This is a genomic window from Arachnia propionica, assembly GCF_900637725.1.
Taxonomy (GTDB): Bacteria; Actinomycetota; Actinomycetes; order Propionibacteriales; family Propionibacteriaceae; genus Arachnia; species Arachnia propionica.
Map to the genome: position 1 here is coordinate 2,283,983 of NZ_LR134406.1, position 20,098 is coordinate 2,304,080.

Consider the following 20,098-nt stretch of genomic DNA (forward strand, 5'->3'; position numbering starts at 1 on the left):
TCCGAGTTGAAACCACCCGGTAGCCGAACGGCAAACCCGACCACAAAACCCCAGACAAGGTCACCATGGTTTCGACACGCCCCACCCGCTGACGCTCTCGCAGGCCGGCTCAACCAACTTGAGGCGAGATGATTTCGACACGACCAGCTCACAGAGCGGACAGGCCGGTTCAACCAACCATCCCCGAAGGCGCTCGATGAAAGGTGCCCGGCGGAAACCGCCGGGCACCTTTCAATCCCTGCCGGATCAGATCAGGCCGAGTTCCTTGACCGCCTTGCGCTCGTCGAGCAGTTCGGCGACGGAGGCGTCGATCTTGGTGCGGGAGAACGGGTCGATCTCGAGACCCTGAACGATCTCGTACTTGCCGTTCTTGACCACGCACGGGAAGGAGGAGATGACGCCCTCGGCGACCCCGTAGGAGCCGTCGGAGGGAATCGCCATGGAAACCCAGTCGCCGTCGGGGGTGCCGAGCACCCAGTCACGCATGTGCTCGACGGTGGCGTTCGCCGCGGAGGCAGCGGACGACAGGCCACGGGCCTCGATGATGGCTGCGCCGCGCTTGGCGACCGTCGGGATGAAGGTGGACTCGATCCAGGCCTCGTCGTTCACCAGTCCGGCGGCGTTCTTCCCGCCCACCTCGGCGTGGAAGATGTCGGGGTACTGGGTGGAGGAGTGGTTGCCCCAGATGGTCATCTTCTTGATCTCCTCGACGGGGCAGCCGAGTTTCTGGGCGAGCTGGGACTTCGCGCGGTTGTGGTCCAGGCGGGTGAGGGCGTTGAAACGCTCCTTCGGGATGTCGGGGGCGTTGCTGGATGCGATCAGCGCGTTGGTGTTGGCGGGGTTGCCGGTCACCAGCACACGGACGTCATCCGCGGCCACCTCGTTCAGGGCCTTGCCCTGGGCGGTGAAGATGGCGCCGTTGGCGCTCAGCAGGTCGCCGCGTTCCATGCCGGCTTTGCGGGGCATGGCGCCGACCAGCATCGCCAGGTTGACGCCGTCGAAGACCTTCTTCGGGTCATCGCCGATGACGACGTTCTTCAGGTTCGGGAAGGCGCAGTCGTCGAGTTCCATGACGACACCCTCCAGGGCCTTCAGGGCCGGGGTGATCTCCAGCAGACGCAGCTCGATGGGCCGATCGCCCAGCAGGGAACCGCTGGCTATCCGGAACAGCAGGCTGTAGCAGATCTGGCCGGCTGCGCCGGTCACTGCGATCTTGACGGGAGCCTCAGTGCTCATCGTGCGGACCTTTCTTTCGACGGTGATGTCCACCTCCGAGCCTATCGCCCACCGCCGCATTTCATGTGCCGGGGGGAACCACCAGCGCCAGCACACCGATCGCGGTACCCAAGCTGAAGAGGATGGTGATGTCCATCCAGCGGCGCCGGACCACCAGCAGACCCGAGACGCGGCGCGGCAGGAGCATCCGGGCGACCCCCGCGAGCAGGGTAGCCGCGGCCATCACCACCGCCCCGTAACGCCAGTTCCCGAAACCCGCGATCAACACGCCGATTGCGAACACGCCAAGCACGGCCGCCAGCGGCCACGGGTTCGTCGGGAGCCGGTTAACCGTTGGGGTTTGCATGAAGCACCTCGGCACGGTCGACGACATTGCTGAGCAGCATGGCGCGGGTCATGGGACCCACCCCGCCGGGATTCGGGGTGACCCAGGCCGCCTTGTCCCACACGTCCGGGGCCAGGTCCCCGGTGGTCCTGCCCTCGACCCGGCTGACGCCGACATCGATGCACACCGCACCCTGACGGATCATGTCGGCGGTGATCATGCCCGGCACCCCCGCGGCCGCCACCACGATGTCGGCCCGCCGGGTGTGTCCGGCCAGGTTGCGGGTGCCGGTGTGGCACAGGGTCACCGTGGCGTTCTCGCTGCGGCGGGTCAGGATCAGCCCGAGGGGACGCCCCACCGTGATGCCGCGACCCACCACGCACACATCCGCCCCCCGCCACTCGATACCGTGGCGGCGCACCAGTTCCACGATGCCGCGGGGGGTGCAGGGCAGGGGGGCGGGTTCATTCAGCACGAGCCGCCCCAGGTTGATCGGGTGCAGACCGTCGGCGTCCTTGTCCGGGTCGATCAGCCCCAGCGCCCGGTTCTCGTCGAGATGCCCCGGCAGGGGAAGCTGCACGATGTACCCGGTGCAGGCAGGGTCGGCGTTCAGCGCCGCGACGGCCTCCTCCAGCTGAGCGGCGGTGGCATCGGCGGGCAGCTCCACCCGGATGGATGCGATGCCCACCTGCTCGCAGTCGCGGTGTTTCATGCGCACGTAGTTCTGGCTGGCCGGGTCGTCGCCGACAAGCACCGTCGCCAGCCCGGGCACCACCCCCAGGGCACGGAGCCGGCCCACCCTCTGCTTCAGTTCCGTTTTGATGGCGGCGGCCGTGGCCCTGCCGTCAAGGATTCCCGCAGTCATCTTCCCTGCCTCAGTGGAAGAAGTGACGGGTGCCGGTGAAGTACAGCGTGACGCCGTGTTCGGCGCACAGGTCGATGGTTTCCTGGTCGCGCAGGGAACCGCCCGGCTGGACGATGGCCCGGACGCCACCGTCGATCAGGATCCGCGGCCCGTCGGCGAAGGGGAAGAAAGCATCGGATGCGGCCACCGACCCGGCTGCCCGTTCCCCCGCGCGTTCAACCGCCAGGCGGCACGAGTCGACGCGGTTCACCTGGCCCATGCCAACGCCGACGGAGGCGCCGTCGTGGGCCAGGAGAATGGCGTTGGACTTCACGGCGCGGCAGGCCCGCCACGCGAAGACCAGATCGGCCAGGGTCGCATCGTCTGCCGCCTCGCCCGCCTTGAGTTCCCAGTTGGCGGGGTCGTCGCCGGGAGCGTCGATGCGGTCGGGTCGCTGGAGCAGGGCTCCCCCGGAGATGGGGTGGAGGACGCGTTCCCGGTGCGTGTAGGGGACGGCCCTCAGCAGTCGCAGGTTCTTCTTCGCGGTGAGGAGCGCCAGGGCCTCCGGGTCGAAGCCGGGGGCGATCACGACCTCGGTGAAGATGTCCTTGATCTGTTCGGCCAGTTCGGCGGTGACGGGGCGGTTGGCGGCGATCACCCCTCCGAAGGCGGAGACCGGATCGCAGGCGTGGGCCCTGCGGTGGGCCTCCGCAATGCCGGTGCCCACCGCGATCCCGCACGGGTTGGCGTGTTTGATGATCGCGACGCACGGCTCGGTGAAGTCGCTCGCGGCGCGGTAGGCGGCCTCGCCGTCGGTGTAGTTGTTGTAGCTCATGGGTTTGCCGTGCAGCAGCTCGGCCTGGGCGATTCCCTCCGGTCCGGGCGGATAGGTGTAGAGGGCCGCTGCCTGGTGGGAGTTCTCGCCGTAGCGCAGGTCCTGTTTCTTCACCCAGGCCGCTCCCAGCCATGCCGGGAACCCGTCCCCGGCCGGGGTGGCCACGGTGGCCCCCATCCAGGATGCGACGGCGATGTCGTAGGAGGCGGTGTGGCGGAAGGCCTCGGTGGCGAGGTCGCGGCGCTGCTGGAGGGTGAATCCCCCCTCGGCGAGGGCAGCCAGGACGGCGGGGTACTGCGATGTGGAGGTGACCACCGCGACGCTCGGGTGGTTCTTCGCGGCGGCGCGCACCATCGAGGGCCCGCCGATGTCGATCTGTTCGACGCATTCGTCGGTCCCGGCACCGGAGGCGACGGTGGCCTCGAACGGGTAGAGGTTCACCACCACCAGGTCGAAGGGGGCGACGCCGAGTTCCTCGATCTGGGAGACGTGGGCGGGCAGGCGGCGGTCGGCGAGGATACCGGCGTGGATGCGCGGATGGAGTGTCTTGACGCGGCCGTCGAGGCATTCGGGGAATCCCGTCAGCTGCTCAACGGGGGTCACGGGAATCCCCGCCGCGGCGATCCGGGTCGCGGTGGATCCCGTGGACACCAGTTCCACCCCGGCGGTGTGGAGGGCGGTGGCCAGTTCCTCGAGGCCCTCCTTGTCGTAGACGCTGAGCAGCGCGCGGCGCAGCTGAATCCGGTCGGTCATTTCTCTCCTTCGTTCCAGGCACGCACGGTCTCCACCAGCAGGCGGCGTTCCACCACCTTGATGCGTTCGTGAAGGGTTTCGACGGTGTCGTCGGGCAACACCTCGACAGCCCCCTGGGCCAGGATCCTACCGGTGTCCACCCCGGAGTCGACGAGGAAGACCGTGGCGCCGGAGACCTTCACCCCGTGGTTCAGGGCGTCCCTCGGCCCGTGCATCCCGGGGAAACTGGGCAGCAGCGCGGGATGGGTGTTGATGGTGCGTCCCCCGAAACGGGCGAGGAAGCTGGACCCCAGCAGCTTCATGAACCCCGCCGAGGCCACCAGGTCCGGTTCGAAGCCGGCGACGATCCCGGTCAGTTCGGCGTCCCAAACGTCGCGGTCCGATCCCTTTGCGTAAGGATGGGCGACGGCGGGCACCCCCGCGGCACGGGCCCGCTCCAGGGCGTGGGCGGCGGGCTGGTCGGAGACCACCGCCACGACCCGGGCATCCACCTCCCCCGCCGAAACGGCGTCGAGAAGAGCCTGCAGCAGGGTCCCCGACCCGGAAACCAGCACCACCACGCGAGTCGTCACCGCACAACCGTATCGCCGGTTGCCCTCTCCCGCCCGAGAGACCCGGCCTCCGGGGGCAGCAGCGTCCGTGGGCCGAGGAACGAGAACCTCCCGCGACCCGGGGAAACGACAGCATGGCCTCAAAACCCACTTGGCGACACTCCCCCTCGCAAGTTCTGTCGTTCGCCGGAGCGCTAGCGTCGAGACATGCCGCATCCCCATTCGCACCGGACAGGGCATCCGCACGGGAAACCCTTCGGCGCCCGCCCGAACCTGGACTTCGACAGGGCCCCGTTCATCGTGATCTGGGAAACCACCCAGGCCTGCGACCTGGCCTGCCGCCACTGCCGCGCCTCCGCGCAACCATTGCGCAACCCGAACGAACTGACCACGGCGGAGGGGATGAAACTCCTCGACGACGTGCGGAAGTTCGGGCGCGTGGTGTTCGTCTTCTCCGGCGGGGACGCTTTCAAACGCCCGGACATCATCGACCTGGTGCGGCATGGCGCCGAAATCGGGCTGCGCATGGCCATCACCCCCGCCACCACGTCGCTCGCCTCGCGCGAGCAGCTCCAGGCGCTCAAGGACGCGGGCCTGAGCCGGTTGGCGGTCAGCCTCGACGGCTCGAACGCGACCATCCACGACGAGTTCCGCCGCGTGAAGGGCAGTTTCGCGCACGGCCTGCGCATCCTCCGCGAGGCCCAGGAGATCGGCCTGACCACCCAGGTGAACACGGTGGTCCGCAAGGCCAACCTCGACGACATGGAGGCCATGTGCCGGCTCATGACGGAGCTGGGAATCGTCTTCTGGGAGGTTTTCTTCCTGGTCCCGATGGGACGGGCCAGGAAGGAGGACGTGGCCTCGGCCGAGGGATTCGAGGCCGTTTTCAACCAGCTCTACGACCTGTCCAAGACCGCTTCCTTCGACATCAAGGCGACCGCCGCGCCCCAGTACTCGCGGGTCGTCATGCAGCGCAAACGAGCCGAGGCCCGGGCCGGAGCGGACACCGACCTGGACGTGCTGACCTCTGGGATGCACTACTCGCAGCAGGACGGCATCGGCCGCGCCCGCAACGTCAACGACGGCGACGGCTTCATGTTCATCTCCCACGTCGGAGACATCTACCCGTCGGGTTTCCTGCCCATCAAGGCCGGCAACATCCGAACCGACGACATCGAGGAGGTCTACCGTTACTCCCCGCTGTTCACGATGCTGCGTGACCGCAGCCAGCTCAAGGGCAAGTGCGGCATCTGCTCATACCGTTCCTTCTGCGGCGGTTCACGGGCCCGCGCCTACGCGATGACGGGCGATTACCTGGCGGAGGAACCCTTCTGCGCCCACGAACCGCACCGCTTGCAGAAGCCGCTGCCATCCCACAAAAGCGCCGGTTGACGCTTCTCCCGGACAGGATGTCCCGGGCAGGGTGCGGGGCATCCGCCGCCGGTGGGGATGCAGGGCTGCCGCAGCCGATCAGTTCTTCCCCGGCGCCCCAGAACCGCTGCCGCGCCGCTGCCTGGTGGTCTTCTCCCCGGCCTCGGGGTCGGCCCTCCGCCACGTCGGCCACTCCCGCCTGGCGAGTCCCACCGCGAGGCCCGTCACCAATCCGGCCAGCCCGAGGATGCAGGGTGCGGTGATCACCAGGCTGCCGAGCCCGACCCCCAAGTGGGAGAGGCGCTGCGTCCCCAGACCGCCCGATGAGAACCAGGCCAGCAGGAACAGCAGGACCCCCGCGGCGATCCCGGCCAGGCCTCCGGCGAGCGCGGTCTCGTAGAACCGCTCGGAGGACCGGTTCAGTGTGACGATGAGCCCCGCCAACGCCCCCGCCACCGCTCCACCAAGCAGCCACAACCAGGCCAGGTCCGGAACCGGGCCCGGTTCGGGAACCGCACCCAGCACGGGTATGGACGGCAGGAATCCGAGACTCGTCCCGTTCATGTTGAGCAACGTCCCCTCCCCTAGGGTGACCCCCGCCCCCAGCGCCCATGCCATGGCCCAGATGACCAGGTTCGGGAGCCAGACCAGTTGCATGACGATCAGCAGGATCCCCGCAGTGAAGTCACCACCGAGCCCGTCGGAGATGCCGGCTATGCGGTCGCGTCCCAGGACCAGCACGACCGCGAGCAGCGCGGCCCCGGTTCCCACGCCGGTGAGGGCGGCCACCCCGACCGCCCGGGGCAGCGAACGCAGCCCCGCGGGCCACTGCTCACCGGGGTCGTAGCCGACGGCGCGCGCGGCACCCCAGAATCCGGAGAGCCCCCCGAGCAGGAGGCTTCCCAGCAGGGCCCGGATCACCGAGGTCTCCGGGACGATGAATGCGATCAGGGTTATGGAGACGACATAGGTGCCCGCGTAGGTGCCCCCGGTCTTCAGCACCAGCATCCGCAGATCGGCGGTCTCGTCGAGGGCGGAACGGGCCGCCAACCCGGCGACGGGAATCCCGAGCAGTATCAGGACCATGCTCAGGCCGAGCGGCGCGATGCTGACGAGCTGCCCGCCGATCACGGTCACCGAGCCGTTGGCGAGCAGCAACACGCGGGATGCCAGCCCGAGCGCATCGGACAGTTGCGAGTTCGGGGAGGTCAGCCACCCCAACGCCGCAGGACCCGCCATCAGGAGCCACCCCCCGGCCACCACCGCGAGCGCCCCCAGCGGGGCCAATGTGAACCACGGGATGGTCATTTGGGGCCTCGCTACCCGGGCGGCCTCAGCCACATCCACGGCTATCATCCGATGTCGGGAACCGCGTTCCGCCACACCAGCCTCCTTCCTCGATCCAACAGATCACCGAAGTCATGGGTAACCTGTACCAGTGAGATGCCGCCCGGAGGGCGGTTCGTCGTCCGCGTGGAGGTGAACATGACTGACTCCGGCAAGCAGCGTCCCCGCAGGGCCTTCTCGGCGGACGACTCCCAGCCGGACGGCGTCGACGATACACGCAGCGGGCACGCAGGCAGGGCCCGACGCGGCGCCACCGACGACATCGACTCGCCGTTCACCCGTCCCCCCTCATCATTCCAGGAAACCGTCGTACCGGCCCCGGTCCTGCCCGGTACGGAACGACGAGCCATGCCGGGTTCCGGAGCCGGCAGGAGAGCCAGGAGATGGGATGGGCTCAACGACGAGACCACCCCGGCGGATCATGACTCCGGATCCGAAACCGCCGTTCACGCCGCGATTTCCCCCTCCTCACCACCGAGAGTGGGTCCCCAGCGCCAAGCCCAGCAGCCGGTCTCGTCCTGGGGTGGCTGGCCCGAGCAGCAACCCTCCCAGCCGGCCGTGGAACCCCGCCAGCCCCGCGCCGCGGCGCATCGCTCCCCCGCCAGGGCCGCCGAGCCCGAACCGGAACCGGACAATTCCGGGCGGGAAGAGGGTTTCCGCCGGGATTATCCTGAGAAACCTGCGGCCCCCACGGGGTGGATCTCGCATCACAGGCGGATGCTGACCACGTGGGTGGTGGCGGCCATCGCGGCGGCGGTCCTGATAGCAGGTGGGGTTTTCGTGTTCTCCCGATTCGCCGGCACGGCTCCCGCGGGCAGCGCCAATCCGAGCACGTCGGGGGTCAACAGCGAACCGGTCAATCTCGCGGACACCTCGCTCCTCGACACGTCTGATGCGTCCCTCATCGAACCGGCCGCCAGTTGGAGCATCACCCAGACCATCAAGGAAAAGGGCAAGGATACGCTCCTCAAGGTGAACTGCCTGGATTCCGATCCGGCGGAGATAAACACGACGGCCACCCTTCAACGCGCCATCGGGACGCAACAAGAGGACAAACTGGCCCTCATACACCAGATCGACGCGTACGCCAACGAGGAAACCGCCAAGAAGATCTACGAGCAGCGTGCCACGTCCTTGGCGTCCTGCTCCGCGACACCTGCCCTGATCACGGGCTCTTCCGCCGTGACAGGGCTCGGCGATGAGGTGCTGCAGATGAGCGTCGTCCAGGAGGGCATCTCCCAGTACCACACGATTCTCCTGGTGCGCACCGGAAAGGTGATCAGCCTGCTCGACGTGGCACGCAACAACAGCGCCATCGACCCGCAGGGCGCGGTGAGCGCCCTGCAGCGCCCCCTGACCGCCACCTGCGAAACCGCCGCCGGCACCTGCCCCAGCACTCCCGCGGTCGCCCCGGCCGCCCCTCCCGCAGCGAACCCACAGGGCTGGCTGATCCCGAACGACATCCCGATCATCGCCCCGGGACACCTGGCCTGGCTCGGAGGCACCCTGAAGGGGGTGGAGTCCTCCGGGATGGGCTGTGAAGGCGTGAACCTCACCAGCGAACAGGGACCCACCGACCGCAAGCAACGCTCCTACACTGTCGGTTCCTCCGACGATGCCTTCAAGGTTTTCGGAATCACCCAGTACCGCTTCGCCTTCGCCGACGAAACCACCGCCACCACCTTCGGGGATCTGCTCTCGGAGAATCTGGCGTCCTGCGGCAAGAGGGTCGCGGCGGCCAAGGTCACGGAACTGAGCCCCGTGTCCACCGACGGCAGCGACGGCCCAGCCGTGACGGCACGGCTTTTCGACGTGAAACAGCAGGTCTCCGACGACGGCACCCAGCGGCCGCACCAGGTGATAGTCGCCAGGTCCGGGACGACCGTCAGTTATCTGCTGTTCACCGGTGTCGGGGAAAGCAAGTTCACCGAGGACCAGCTCAAGACCCTGGCCGTCAGGGTCGGCCAGCGCACCGCCCAGGGATAAGGCCCCGGCGCGGAAGTCGCACGCCCGGCCGCGCCGCGCCGGATCATGCGCGTGCAGAGGAAATCCGGCCCGCGTACACAATCGGGATGGCCGGGGTTTGCACTGATCCGAGCACCCGGGCGGGTCAGGAATTAACCGGACTGAATCCCTGATTTTGAGAGCATGCTGAGAATTGCTAAGGTTTCCGTCGGATGACAATCAAGATGCGGAGAACAGCCTTGAACCATACGGAGAAGGCCAGTGCCCCGAAACGGGCCATGGTCGAGGTCGATTGTTCCGACCTCCCTGACGAGGAGTCCGATCTGAACGAAGTCGTGGAGGCCTCCACGACTCCCCCCACGAGGCGCCGCCGACGCCTTGGACGTGTCTCGATCGCATCCGGCCTGGCCGGGTTGCTGGCGGTCGGTACCCTGTTCAGCTGGGCCTGGTATTCCCGGACCTCCGGGAACGAGGCCGTCTCCGATCAGGTGGCCAGCGACGCCGCCGTCCCGGAGGCCGCCGCTGAAGCGGTGGAGCAGGGTTTCGGCCACTCGAGGGATTCCTCCCGCTCCGGGGTTCGCGGCAACCTGGACTCCGCCGTGGCCGATGAGAACGCCAAGGAACACGACGCCTCCCTCAAATCCTCCCGGGACAGCGCCCTGGAGAACAGCGCGAACGAAACCGCCGCTGAACGCGAGCAGCTGATGGAGGCCGACCTCAAACTCGTTGCCGCGCAGGCTGAGAAGCTCGAAGCCGAGAAGAAGAAGGCCGAGGAGCGCCTAAACGCCGCACGCGAGGCGCTCAAAAAGGCCGGTGTCGACACCTCCCAGATCTCCACCGATGACATGGCCGCCGCTGCCGCCGGGGGCGGTTCCATGCCCGTCAAGGAGAACTACACCATCGGCGCCAGCTTCGGCCAGACCGGTTCTTGGTCCCGCTACCACACGGGGCAGGATTTCCCGGCCCCCGTGGGCACCCCCATCTACGCCGCCGCGTCCGGCATCGTGCTGAGCCCCACCGCCGCATCCTGGGCCGGCAACAACGTGGTGATCATGCACATGAACGGCGGCACCACCCTGTACGCACACCAGTCCCAGGTCGTGGTGAAACCCGGACAGGCCGTCAAGGCCGGCGACCTGATCGGCTACGTCGGTGTCACGGGACGTTCCTTCGGGGCGCATCTGCACTTCGAGTACTATCCCGCAGGTACCACCCCCGGTGACGTCTACAAGGCCACCGACCCGATGGTATTCCTGCGCAGCCAGGGCGTCACCATTCGGTAACGGTTTTCAGCATTTTCACGTGCCAGGTCGAGGCCCCGCTCACCACGCGGGGCCTCGATTCCGTTGCCTACAGCTTCTCCATCGGGGCATGGCTGATGGCGAGGCGTTTCTTCCCCGCCGATCCGAAATCCACGTCCACCTGCTGCTTCGGACCGGTGCCGTGAACGGCCAGCACCGTTCCGAGCCCGAAGGCCGTGTGGGCCACGCGATCCCCGACCGCAAGGTCGCTGACCGTCGGGCGTTTCCCGCTGCCCCGCCCGAGACTCAGCGCGTCCCTGGTGCGTGACCTGCGCTCCGCGTTGCCGGCCGCCCACGTGATGGGGGCCTCACCGAGACGGCGCCAGTCCATCAGTCCTTCCGGGATCTCCTCCAGGAAACGGGAGGCCGGGTTGTGATTCGGCTGTCCGAAGGTGACCCGCACCGTGGCACGAGAGAGGTGCAGCAGCTTGCGGGCCCGCGTGATGCCGACGTAGGCCAGCCTGCGTTCCTCCTCCAGTTCGTCCTGCGACTCCATGGCGCGCAGGTGGGGGAACACCCCCTCCTCCATGCCGGTGAGGAACACGGTGTCGAACTCCAGGCCCTTCGCGGTGTGCAGGGTCATGAGGGTCACCACGCCCTGCCCCTGTTCCCCGTCCGGCACCTGGTCGGAGTCCGCCACCAGGGCGATCCGCTCCAGGAAGGCGGGCAGCGAGGCATCGGGTTCGGGCATTCCCGCCGCCAGCCCGGATTCGTTCTCCTCGTCGAGGTCGACGGCGTTCGCGGCCGCGACGAACTCCGCCGCAACGTTGACCAGCTCCTCCAGGTTCTCCAGGCGCGTCTCGTCCTGGGGGTCGGTGGAGTTCTGCAACTCCGCGAGGTACCCGGAGTCGGTGAGCACCGAGGTGAGGATCTCGTCAGCGGGATCGCCCTGGGCCATTTTCACGCGGTGCCGCTCGATCAGGTCCACAAAACCGCGGATCTGCTTCGCCGACCGGGCCGCCAGGCCCGGTGCCTCCTCGCTGCGCGAGAGAGCCTCGAAGAAACAGATGCGTTCCGCACCTGCCAGCGAGGAGACCGCCGCCACGGCCCGGTCACCGATGCCGCGTTTGGGAACGTTGAGGATCCGCCGCACCGATACGTCGTCGGCGGGATTGGCGATGGCCCGCAGGTAGGCGATAGCGTCGCGGATCTCCCTGCGCTCGTAGAACCGCACCCCGCCGACCACCCGGTAGGGCATCCCGACGCGGATGAACACCTCCTCGAGCGCCCGGGACTGGGCGTTGGTCCGGTAGAACACCGCGACGTCGCCGTAGCGGGCACGGCCGTCGTCGACGAGCCGGTCGATCTCCCCCGCCACGAACTGCGCCTCGTCGTGTTCGGTGTCGGCAACCCAGCCGACGATCGGGGCGCCATCCCCCAGGTCGCTCCACAACGCCTTGTCGCGGCGTCCCCGGTTCCTGGCGATCACCGCGTTAGCGGCCTGGAGCACGGTGTTGGTGGAGCGGTAGTTCTGGTCCAGCACGATCGTCCTGGCGCCCGGGAAGTCGTTCTCGAAATCGAGAATGTTGCGGATCGTCGCCCCCCGGAAGGCGTAGATGGACTGGTCCGAGTCGCCCACCACCATCAGTTCGGCCGGTTCCACCGTCGGCGCCCCCGTGGCCGATGGGGTGGCCTGTCCGCAGAGTTCGCGGATCAACGCGTACTGGGCGTGGTTGGTGTCCTGGTACTCGTCCACCAGCACGTGACGGAACCTGCGGCGGTACTTCTCGCGGATCTCGGGGAACGCCTGGAACAGGTTCACGGTGGTCATGATCAGGTCGTCGAAGTCCAGGGCGTTGGCGGCCCGCAGCCGCGCCTGGTAGTCCTCGTAAACCTCGGCGTTGGCCTTCTTCACCGGGCCGGAGGCCTGCTCCTTCGCGGTCTCGAAGTCCACCAGGTCGTTCTTCCAGCCGCTGATGGCGTTCATAACCGCGCGCACCGGGAATCGTTTCGGGTCGAGTTCCTGGTCCCGCATCACCAGCGAGACCAGACGTTTCGCATCGGTGTCGTCGTAGATGGAGAAGGACCTGGCGATGCCGAACCGGTCGATCTCGGAACGCAGGATGCGCACGCAGGCCGAGTGGAAGGTGGAGACCCACATCATCCTCGCCTGGTTACCGACCAGCCCGGCCACCCGATCCCGCATCTCGGCGGCGGCCTTGTTGGTGAAGGTGATGGCCAGCACGGCACCGGGATGCACCCCCCGGATCCCCACCAGGTGGGCGATGCGCCGGGTCAGCACCCTCGTCTTGCCGGAACCGGCACCCGCCACCACCAGCACGGGGGAACCGGCGTGAACCACGGCCTCCCGTTGCGGTTCGTTCAGGTCCGCCAGCAGTTCCCTCTCGTCGACGGCCCGTGCAGCACCCCGCGGAGAGGGTTTGGGGGTTGCCGTCTCGTCGGGCGCGAAAACGGCGGCAAGATCGGGGAAGAGGGAATCAGACATCGTGCCATCACCGTAATAGGCTTGGCCGTCATGAGGCGAGTCCTGAGGTTCCTCCGTGTCGTGATTCCCCGGATCAGCGTCGGCCTGCTACTGGCGCAACTCGCCTTCATGATCGGGGTCACCGGCTGGGAGTCGCTGCGGAAGAAGCACCGGAAACTGCGGCGTTTCCCCTACTCCCCCGCCAAACCGGTGGCCGTCGGCCAGGATGAGGTCACCGTCTACACCTTCGGCGAGGAGCTCTACCGTGACATGCTCGCCGCCATCGACGGCGCCCGGAAGGTGGTGAACTTCGAGACCTACATCTGGAAATCCGACGAGGTGGGGGAGGCCTTCAAGGAGGCTCTGGGCCGGGCGGCCGCCCGCGGGGTCGAGGTGAACGTCATCTGGGACAATTTCGCCAACCTCGTGGTGCCACGCCGGTTCTTCACCATGCCGGAGGGCGTGCTCGCGCTCCGGCACCCGGCCCTCCCGAAACCCTGGTCACCGAGATCCTGGGGACGCGACCACCGGAAACTCCTGATCGTCGACCACGAGAAAGGATTCATCGGCGGCTACAACATCGGCAAACTGTACGCGCAGCAGTGGCGCGACACCCACGCCCGCGTGATCGGGCCGGGGGCGGCGGAACTGGAGAACGCCTTCGTCGATTTCTGGAACCAGAACGCCGACAAGCAGGGACTGCCCAGGCTCTCCAACGATCAGCAGCGGCGCTGGAACTCCCCGCTGAAGGTGCACCGGAACGTGCCCCGGATTCAGGTCTACCCGATCCGCAACATGTACCTCGAGGCCATCGACCGCGCCACCGAGCGCATCTGGCTGACCCACGCCTACCTCATCCCCGACGACGACCTGGTGGCAGCGCTCCGGGACGCCGTGAAACGCGGGGTGGACGTCCGGATCATCGTTCCCGACCGTTCCAATCACGCCGTGGCGGACTGGTTGTCACGGGGTTTCTACACCGATCTGTTGAACTCCGGCATCCGTCTGTTCCTCTACCAGGGGGCGATGGTGCACTCGAAGACCGCGGTGATCGACGGCACCTGGTCCACCATCGGAACCGCGAACCTGGATCGCCTCAGCCTGTGGGGCAACTACGAGGCGAACCTCGAGATCACCGACCGCGACGTGGCCTCCCACATGGAACACGTCTTCTCTGTTGACGAGGGCAACACCGTGGAACTGACCGCCGAGGCCTGGCTCCGCCGGCCCTGGTGGAAGAAGTTCGCCGAGTCCCTGCTCAGCCCCTGGCGGCCCTTGTTCTGACCGACACGGGGATGAACCGGGGGTTCACCTGATGGTGTTCGACCCCTCCGAGGGGCATGCTTGATACATGTTCACCCTCATCGCATACATCATCATCGGCTTGATCGGCGGCAGCATCGCCAAGGCGATCATGCCCGGGGAGGAAGGCGGCGGCTGGGTCGCCACCGCCGCCCTCGGTGCCTTCGGTGCCCTGCTCGCCGGTTGGCTCGGCCAGCTGATCTTCGATTCCTCCTACCACGGGATCTTCTCCATCCGCGGTCTGATCTTCTCCGTGGTCGGCGCCGTCATCATCCTGACGGTCCAGGGCTGGCTCAAGAAACGCAAGGCCTGAACCCTGGGTCCCGCGGCTCGCCTGCCACCCCCTCCGGGGTGATGGCGAGCCGCGTCCCACGGGTGACGGGTTACCGGTTCATACCAGATGCCGGTCCGTGGCCCACTTGGTGAGTTGGTGCCGGTTGCTCAGCTGGAGCTTCCGCAGCACCGACGAGACGTGGGTTTCCACGGTCTTTATGGAGATGAAAAGTTCCCGCGCCACCTCACGGTACGAGTAACCGCGGGCGATCAGTTTCAGCACCTCGCGTTCCCGGGAACTGAGCCGGTCCAGTTCCTCGTCGATACTTGAGATGTCGACGGCACCGGAGAAGGCATCGAGTACGAAACCGGCCAGTCGCGGCGAGAACACCGCATCCCCGGAGGCCACCCGCTGGATGCCTTCGACGAGTTCCTCCGACGAGATCGACTTCGTCACGTACCCCCGGGCGCCGGCCCGGATCACGCCGATCACGTCCTCCGCGGCGTCGGAGACCGACAACGCCAGGAACTTCACGTCGGGGGCCTTCGCGGCCACCTGTTTGATCACCTCGGCCCCGCCGCCGCCAGGCAGGTGAACATCGAGCAGCACCACATCAGGTTTCGTCTCCAGAATCGTGGCCACCGACGACGCCACGTCGTGGCCCTCCCCCACCACCTGGCACAGCTTCCCGATCTCGTGTCGCACCCCGGCGCGAAACATGGCGTGATCATCCACGAGCACCACACGCAGTTCTTCCAGTGGTTTGTCCTGCTCCTGACTCATCGACTCAGCTCCAACCTGACCTCGGTACCTTCGCCCGGGGCCGTGCGGATCCGGGCTGTCCCTCCATAGCGCTCCATCCGCGCCTTGATCGATTCTTTCACGCCCCTTCGGTCAGGGCGGATCTCGGCTTCGTCGAACCCGCAGCCACGGTCCCGAACGAACACCTCGACCTGTTCGGGTTCAACCTCGGCGAACACGTCGACCCGGGAGGCACCGGAGTGCTTTGCGGCGTTCGTGACGGCCTCACCCGCCGCCTGCACCAACGCCGTGGACGCCTCGTCGAGGTCCATGTCGCTCACACAGATCACCTCGACCGCGATCGGGAACCGCTCCTCGACGTCGATCCGCATCTGTTCCAGGGCACCCTTGAGGGTCTGGGCCCGCGTTTCCTCCCCGTAGAGCCAGGTGCGCAGCTCCCGTTCCTGGCGGCGCGCCAACGAGGCCACCAGGACGGGGTCGTCGGCCTGGCGCTGGATCAGGGCCAGGGTCTGCAGCACGGAGTCGTGCAGGTGGGCGGCCATGTCGGCCCGCGCCTCAGCACGCAGCCGTTCCCGGTCGGCGGTCCTGACCCGCGACCAGAGACGGAGCAGCCAGGGAGCCATGACTACGGCCACCCCCGCGAGAAGCGCGACGGCCGCCGCGACCACCGTCTGGAGCCCCTTCCAGCCGAACTGGGAGGCGAGCAGCCAGCTGGTGCCGAAACCCACCAGGATCAATCCGCCGACGAGCCGCGCAACACTGGCGATCGTCCTGGCACGCGATCCGGGCCGCTTCCCCGGGGAGCGTGTCCTCAAACCGCCCCCGTCGGCCTGGAACCAGATCAGGACCACACCGACACCCGCCAGCAGAAGCGGCCAGAACAGGGACATCCCCCGGCCTGCATCGGTGTCGTCGCCGGGGATCATCCCCCACAGCACCCCGGCTATCAACGCCCCCGCGGAGAACAGCATTCCCGTATCGATCCGCCTGCCGACCTGCTGCGGCCGCATGCTGGCCCGGGTCGCGCCCGCGAGTCCGGGCGCCTCCTCACGCTCACCCGCGGGCACCAGGGCCCACAACACCCCGTACAGGAACATCCCCAGGCCGTTGAAGAACGCCAGCAGCACGAAGGCCGTCCGGAACCAGACGACGGGCAACCGCAGATGCGCGGCGATTCCGCTCGCAACTCCGGCTATCGTCTTCTGCGAGAGGTCACGTTGCAGCTGCGGGGGGTCGTTCGTGGTGGACGGCTCGGAAGTCATGACCCTCAAAGACTGACACGCCGGGAATCGTCACGCCACCCCGTGAACCGGGTTTCAGGGCCCTTCAAGGACAACCTCAGGGGAAGTCCTGATGGCCGCTCACCGTTTCAGGGGTAAGACTGGAGAACATGAACGAACTGGTGGATCTGGGGGCGCTGCACCCGCAACTCGCCCATCTGGACCGCCCGGCAGACGGTTTCACTCCCGGGTTCTGCCGGGCCATCGGTTCTCGTTTCGGCATCGACCCGTTGCTGATACGCATCCTCTTCATCCTGGCCTCTGCGCTGAGCGGGGTGGGGGTGATCGCATATGCCTGGGGAATCCTGCTGACCCCGCGCGCCGGACGCCAGGCCCTCATCCACCGGCTGCTTCCCGTGTTCACCAGCTGGAGTCTCCGGACCCAGTGGACCGTCATCGCCCTGAGCTCCACCCTGGTGGTGGCCGCGGTCTCCCAGATGTTGTCCTCCCTGTCCTCCGTGTTGTTGCTGCCGCTGTTCGCCCTGGTGTTGTACAGCCGCTGGCGGGAGCCCCGCAGGCGGCCGGCATCCCCCACCGATCCTCTCCCCGACCAGGAGCAACCCACCGCCGGGACCGATCCCCAACTCCCCGTGGTGGATCTCTACGCCCCTGAGGCGCCCGAGCCCCAGCCGCTCGAACGCGTGCGGTGTTCCTGGCTCGGCACGGGGCTGGTGCTGTTCGTCGGCTATCTCGCTGCCACCGGTGTCGTCGTGCTTGGTCTGCTGAGCAACCCCCTCCTGAGCCTCTCCATCGTCCTCGGGGCCGTCGGGGTCATGATCCTCGGCTGGGGGCTGCTGGTGCGTAGTCGCCGCCTCCCCGTGGTGTTGTTGCTGCTCGCGGTCACGTTCGCCAGCACCACCGCGGCCCTCTCCACCAGCGAGGTGGAAAGGGCCGCAAACCCCGTCGAGGCCCGCTCCGGCCAGGAGCGGATCAACTATCAGTTCGCGATGACCGATGAAGGAGTGGTGGATCTCCGGTACCTGCCCGCGGACAGCTCCATGTTCGTTCACGTGCGGACCGTCATGAGCGAGGTTCGCATCATGCTGCCGAGACCACCAACCCGCCATTACGTGAGGGCCTGGGTGATTGATGTGTCCTGGCCCGGGGGCACCGCTCCCCGGGATCACGATTCCGCGGCTCAGGGAATCCAGTTGTTCATAGATGGGTATTTGTCCAACGTGAAAGTGGAGTACCCCTCATGAAACGGCTGGATGTTACGACCATGGTCACGGGTGTGATCGTCATCGGTTTCGCGGCGATCTCCGCGTGGGCCGCCCTCGGTCAGGGATTCGTGATCCCCATGAGGACATTGTTCGCGGGTGTGCTGCTGGTGGCGGGTTCGCTGGGGTTGATGATCATCCTCGGACGTTCGCCCGGAAACAGAAAAACCAATGAAAGGAAGAAATGATGGCACTCGTTCGTTCGGACTCCGACAAGTGGATCGCAGGTGTCGCCGGAGGCATCGCCGAGGCAACCGGCTACGACTCCAGTACCGTGCGCCTGGTGCTCGCGCTGCTCATGGTGTGCGCCGGTTCCGGGCTCCTGATCTATTTCATTCTCTGGGCCATCATGCCTCGTCCCACGGGTGGTTCCCTGGCCGAGGATGGGTTGCGGGAGGTCAACAGGTGGCGCCGGGAACGGCACCGCTGATCCCCCGCTCCCGCGCATCCCAGTGGCCGGTGCCCTGTCCGTGAAACGGGTGGGGTGGCGTGTTCCGGCGAACCGTACCCGAGACGTTCCGCCGGGCACCTACCCCGCCCGGGCGGCGTCATGATGCGCAGGTCGAGTGCGACTACGGCCTCAGCGTCCTGCGGAATTCGCTGGGAAGCATTCCGGTCTCGCGTTTGAACAGCGCCGAGAATCGACTGGCGCAGGTGTATCCCACGGCTCGCCCCACCTGTTCGATGGTTAGGTCGGGTTGGCGCAGCAGCATTTCGGCCCGGCTCATGCGCCGCTCCTGGACGTACTGGGTGAGCGTTTTACCGTTCGCCCTCTTGAACGTTTCCTTGAACTTCGTGGGACTCATGCAGGCGATCGAAGCCAGGTCCGAAATGCGCAGATCCGCGGAACAGTGGTCGTCTATGTAGCGCACCACGTCGTGGATTCGCTCGCGATCGACGGGGCTCAGGGGCCTGGTCTCCCGGAACCGGACGTGCCTGGACCGCTCGATGATGAGCCCCATCGCCTCGAGCACCTTTCCCTCGTAGTAGAGCTCATTGCGGTACGCATCGCCTGGTTGCGGCCAGAGCTTGGACAGCAGCGCCCTCATCTCGGGGAACTCGTCACCACTGCCCAGCGCGACGAAGGCCTGCTCGACGCTGTGGAACTCCCCGTTGAATTCTCTCGCGAGGTATTTCTCAGCGAACTCGGGCGCCATCTCGATGGAGACGCTCTGAACGGGGACGGTGTCATGGACGACACCTCTCCAAGGACCACCTCCAATGCTCTGTCCCCAGATGCAGTCCGTTTTGAGTTTGCGGTAGGGGCTGAACTCCTCCCCTGAGACGGACTTGAACCATGCGACGGTCAGGTAGCTCGGCGGATCCGATTCCATGACGTAATCGCCCGCCATGACGAAATCGTGAATGCTGATGGACCACAGGGCCTCCCCGGGGGACAGGAAGTGAAACCATCCGTTCAGTTTCTCGTCCTGAGATCTGTACGAGGTCCAGAGAGGGCCGAACCCCCGGGGGGATTCCGCTGTCACGAACGACGAACTCCCCAGGATGGACTCCTGAAACGATTTCTTCACCCTCCCGTCCTTTCATCATGTGACGATGGGACACGAATCTGTGCAGATGAGACGGAAAATCCCCGAAAAACTCGGCGAATCCACGCATTTTCATATACTGACGGATGAAAAATAGCATAGCCTAACCTGATACGAAAGGACGGATAATGGGATCCTCCGCCGCTGATACACGCGCGAGGGAACTCACCGCCCGCGACCTGGTCACCACCGGAGTGTTCACGGCGCTCTACGTGGTGTTCATGATGGCGGGAGGCATGTTCCTCGCCCCGAACCCCGTGCTCACGTTCTGGATGCCGGCTGCCGTGGCGTTGCTCACGGGGCCGGTCTATCTGCTGCTCATTGCGAAGATCCCCAAGCACGGTCCCCTCATCGTTCTCGGCGTCGTCGAGGGAGTGCTCCTGTTCGTCACTGGCATGTACTGGATGTGGGCGGTGGCCTGCGTCGTGCTCGGTGTCGTCGCCGACCTGCTCGCCAGCGCTGGAGGTTTCACGAACAAAGCGCTGAACTTCGCGGCGTTCGTCCTGTACTCGCTGTCGCCCATGGGGTCCTACCTCATGCTCTGGATCGATCCGGGTGGCTACACGTCATACCTGACGGGAAATGGCGCGGAACGCGCCTACATGGACACGATGATGTCCACGGCCACGGGGTGGATGCTTCCCGCAATGATCCTCGCCACCGTCGCCTGCGCCATCGTGAGCGGCCTGGTGGGCATGCGCCTGCTGCGCAGGCAGTTCGAAAAAGCCGGCGCGACGGCATAGGGGGAGGCCCGCGT

At 66.7% G+C, this 20,098-nt stretch carries 19 protein-coding genes; 9 read left to right on the plus strand and 10 right to left on the minus strand.

Going from position 1 to position 20,098, the window contains the following annotated elements; all coding sequences use genetic code 11:
- Positions 1–246: 246 nt before the first annotated feature.
- From EL272_RS10085 to purN, 5 genes are all read right to left on the minus strand, one after another.
- Complete coding sequence (locus tag EL272_RS10085) at positions 247–1,236, minus strand: malate dehydrogenase (RefSeq protein ID WP_041697672.1); 990 nt, start codon at positions 1,234–1,236, stop codon at positions 247–249.
- Positions 1,237–1,297: 61 nt separating this feature from the next.
- A complete protein-coding gene (locus tag EL272_RS10090; protein WP_157682475.1) occupies positions 1,298–1,582 on the minus strand; it encodes a DUF3017 domain-containing protein in 285 nt (94 codons plus the stop codon).
- Entirely contained in the window at positions 1,563–2,426 is an 864-nt protein-coding gene (locus tag EL272_RS10095; RefSeq protein ID WP_014847098.1) for a bifunctional methylenetetrahydrofolate dehydrogenase/methenyltetrahydrofolate cyclohydrolase, read from the minus strand. Before EL272_RS10095 ends, EL272_RS10090 begins: the two co-directional genes overlap by 20 nt.
- A gap of 10 nt (positions 2,427–2,436) precedes the next feature.
- The gene (gene purH, locus EL272_RS10100) at positions 2,437–3,993 is read right to left on the minus strand and encodes a bifunctional phosphoribosylaminoimidazolecarboxamide formyltransferase/IMP cyclohydrolase (RefSeq protein WP_061788294.1); all 1,557 of its coding nucleotides are present in this window, start codon (positions 3,991–3,993) and stop codon (positions 2,437–2,439) included.
- A complete protein-coding gene (gene purN / locus EL272_RS10105) occupies positions 3,990–4,565 on the minus strand; it encodes a phosphoribosylglycinamide formyltransferase (protein ID WP_061788293.1) in 576 nt (191 codons plus the stop codon). The genes purH and purN overlap by 4 nt, the downstream gene beginning before the upstream one ends.
- A 186-nt stretch (positions 4,566–4,751) precedes the next feature.
- Here purN and EL272_RS10110 point away from each other — a divergent pair, with 186 nt between their 5' ends.
- Positions 4,752–5,936 (plus strand): TIGR04053 family radical SAM/SPASM domain-containing protein, encoded by a 1,185-nt coding sequence (locus EL272_RS10110; protein WP_014847101.1) that lies wholly within the window; start codon positions 4,752–4,754, stop codon positions 5,934–5,936.
- 78 nt (positions 5,937–6,014) lie between these two features.
- Here EL272_RS10110 and EL272_RS10115 read toward each other — a convergent pair whose 3' ends face one another.
- Positions 6,015–7,223: a cell division protein PerM gene (locus EL272_RS10115; RefSeq protein ID WP_014847102.1), complete on the minus strand. Its 1,209-nt coding sequence runs from the start codon at positions 7,221–7,223 to the stop codon at positions 6,015–6,017.
- Between the two features lie 177 nt (positions 7,224–7,400).
- Here EL272_RS10115 and EL272_RS10120 point away from each other — a divergent pair, with 177 nt between their 5' ends.
- The gene (locus EL272_RS10120; protein WP_126409410.1) at positions 7,401–9,248 is read left to right on the plus strand and encodes a hypothetical protein; all 1,848 of its coding nucleotides are present in this window, start codon (positions 7,401–7,403) and stop codon (positions 9,246–9,248) included.
- Between the two features lie 218 nt (positions 9,249–9,466).
- Positions 9,467–10,510 carry a M23 family metallopeptidase gene (locus EL272_RS10125; RefSeq protein WP_126409412.1) on the plus strand — a complete coding sequence of 348 codons (1,044 nt, stop codon included), beginning with the start codon at positions 9,467–9,469 and terminating at the stop codon, positions 10,508–10,510.
- Between the two features lie 67 nt (positions 10,511–10,577).
- Here EL272_RS10125 and pcrA read toward each other — a convergent pair whose 3' ends face one another.
- Positions 10,578–12,974 (minus strand): DNA helicase PcrA, encoded by a 2,397-nt coding sequence (pcrA, locus tag EL272_RS10130; RefSeq protein ID WP_061788290.1) that lies wholly within the window; start codon positions 12,972–12,974, stop codon positions 10,578–10,580.
- Positions 12,975–13,004: 30 nt separating this feature from the next.
- Between pcrA and EL272_RS10135 the strand changes: the two genes are divergently transcribed.
- A complete protein-coding gene (locus EL272_RS10135) occupies positions 13,005–14,237 on the plus strand; it encodes a phospholipase D-like domain-containing protein (protein ID WP_061788314.1) in 1,233 nt (410 codons plus the stop codon).
- A gap of 67 nt (positions 14,238–14,304) precedes the next feature.
- Positions 14,305–14,568, plus strand: a complete 264-nt coding sequence (locus EL272_RS10140; protein ID WP_014847107.1) for a GlsB/YeaQ/YmgE family stress response membrane protein — start codon at positions 14,305–14,307, stop codon at positions 14,566–14,568.
- A gap of 78 nt (positions 14,569–14,646) precedes the next feature.
- On the opposite strand, the gene EL272_RS10145 is transcribed toward EL272_RS10140, so the two are convergent.
- A complete protein-coding gene (locus EL272_RS10145; protein ID WP_014847108.1) occupies positions 14,647–15,312 on the minus strand; it encodes a response regulator in 666 nt (221 codons plus the stop codon).
- Positions 15,309–16,553 (minus strand): ATP-binding protein, encoded by a 1,245-nt coding sequence (locus EL272_RS10150; RefSeq protein WP_061788289.1) that lies wholly within the window; start codon positions 16,551–16,553, stop codon positions 15,309–15,311. Before EL272_RS10150 ends, EL272_RS10145 begins: the two co-directional genes overlap by 4 nt.
- Positions 16,554–16,681: 128 nt before the next feature.
- On the opposite strand from EL272_RS10150, the gene EL272_RS10155 reads away from it, so the two are divergent.
- From EL272_RS10155 to EL272_RS10165, 3 genes are read left to right on the plus strand one after another with little or no spacing between them, the layout of a single operon-like run.
- Positions 16,682–17,773, plus strand: a complete 1,092-nt coding sequence (locus EL272_RS10155) for a PspC domain-containing protein (protein WP_061788288.1) — start codon at positions 16,682–16,684, stop codon at positions 17,771–17,773.
- The gene (locus EL272_RS10160) at positions 17,770–17,979 is read left to right on the plus strand and encodes a hypothetical protein (protein ID WP_061788287.1); all 210 of its coding nucleotides are present in this window, start codon (positions 17,770–17,772) and stop codon (positions 17,977–17,979) included. Before EL272_RS10155 ends, EL272_RS10160 begins: the two co-directional genes overlap by 4 nt.
- Positions 17,979–18,221, plus strand: coding sequence for a PspC domain-containing protein (locus EL272_RS10165; protein ID WP_014847111.1), 243 nt, complete (start codon positions 17,979–17,981; stop codon positions 18,219–18,221). Before EL272_RS10160 ends, EL272_RS10165 begins: the two co-directional genes overlap by 1 nt.
- A gap of 142 nt (positions 18,222–18,363) precedes the next feature.
- On the opposite strand, the gene EL272_RS10170 is transcribed toward EL272_RS10165, so the two are convergent.
- A complete protein-coding gene (locus EL272_RS10170; RefSeq protein WP_014847112.1) occupies positions 18,364–19,323 on the minus strand; it encodes a helix-turn-helix domain-containing protein in 960 nt (319 codons plus the stop codon).
- Between the two features lie 146 nt (positions 19,324–19,469).
- Here EL272_RS10170 and EL272_RS10175 point away from each other — a divergent pair, with 146 nt between their 5' ends.
- The gene (locus tag EL272_RS10175; protein ID WP_014847113.1) at positions 19,470–20,084 is read left to right on the plus strand and encodes an MptD family putative ECF transporter S component; all 615 of its coding nucleotides are present in this window, start codon (positions 19,470–19,472) and stop codon (positions 20,082–20,084) included.
- Positions 20,085–20,098: the final 14 nt, after the last annotated feature.

Coding starts and splice junctions, on each gene's coding strand:
- EL272_RS10085 (WP_041697672.1), bottom strand. CDS start 1,236: ATGAGCACTGAGGCTCCCGTCAAGATCGCAGTGACCGGCGCAGCCGGC.
- EL272_RS10090 (WP_157682475.1), bottom strand. CDS start 1,582: ATGCAAACCCCAACGGTTAACCGGCTCCCGACGAACCCGTGGCCGCTG.
- EL272_RS10095 (WP_014847098.1), bottom strand. CDS start 2,426: ATGACTGCGGGAATCCTTGACGGCAGGGCCACGGCCGCCGCCATCAAA.
- purH (WP_061788294.1), bottom strand. CDS start 3,993: ATGACCGACCGGATTCAGCTGCGCCGCGCGCTGCTCAGCGTCTACGAC.
- EL272_RS10110 (WP_014847101.1), top strand. CDS start 4,752: ATGCCGCATCCCCATTCGCACCGGACAGGGCATCCGCACGGGAAACCC.
- EL272_RS10115 (WP_014847102.1), bottom strand. CDS start 7,223: ATGACCATCCCGTGGTTCACATTGGCCCCGCTGGGGGCGCTCGCGGTG.
- EL272_RS10120 (WP_126409410.1), top strand. CDS start 7,401: ATGACTGACTCCGGCAAGCAGCGTCCCCGCAGGGCCTTCTCGGCGGAC.
- pcrA (WP_061788290.1), bottom strand. CDS start 12,974: ATGTCTGATTCCCTCTTCCCCGATCTTGCCGCCGTTTTCGCGCCCGAC.
- EL272_RS10135 (WP_061788314.1), top strand. CDS start 13,005: ATGAGGCGAGTCCTGAGGTTCCTCCGTGTCGTGATTCCCCGGATCAGC.
- EL272_RS10140 (WP_014847107.1), top strand. CDS start 14,305: ATGTTCACCCTCATCGCATACATCATCATCGGCTTGATCGGCGGCAGC.
- EL272_RS10145 (WP_014847108.1), bottom strand. CDS start 15,312: ATGAGTCAGGAGCAGGACAAACCACTGGAAGAACTGCGTGTGGTGCTC.
- EL272_RS10150 (WP_061788289.1), bottom strand. CDS start 16,553: ATGACTTCCGAGCCGTCCACCACGAACGACCCCCCGCAGCTGCAACGT.
- EL272_RS10155 (WP_061788288.1), top strand. CDS start 16,682: ATGAACGAACTGGTGGATCTGGGGGCGCTGCACCCGCAACTCGCCCAT.
- EL272_RS10160 (WP_061788287.1), top strand. CDS start 17,770: ATGAAACGGCTGGATGTTACGACCATGGTCACGGGTGTGATCGTCATC.
- EL272_RS10165 (WP_014847111.1), top strand. CDS start 17,979: ATGGCACTCGTTCGTTCGGACTCCGACAAGTGGATCGCAGGTGTCGCC.
- EL272_RS10175 (WP_014847113.1), top strand. CDS start 19,470: ATGGGATCCTCCGCCGCTGATACACGCGCGAGGGAACTCACCGCCCGC.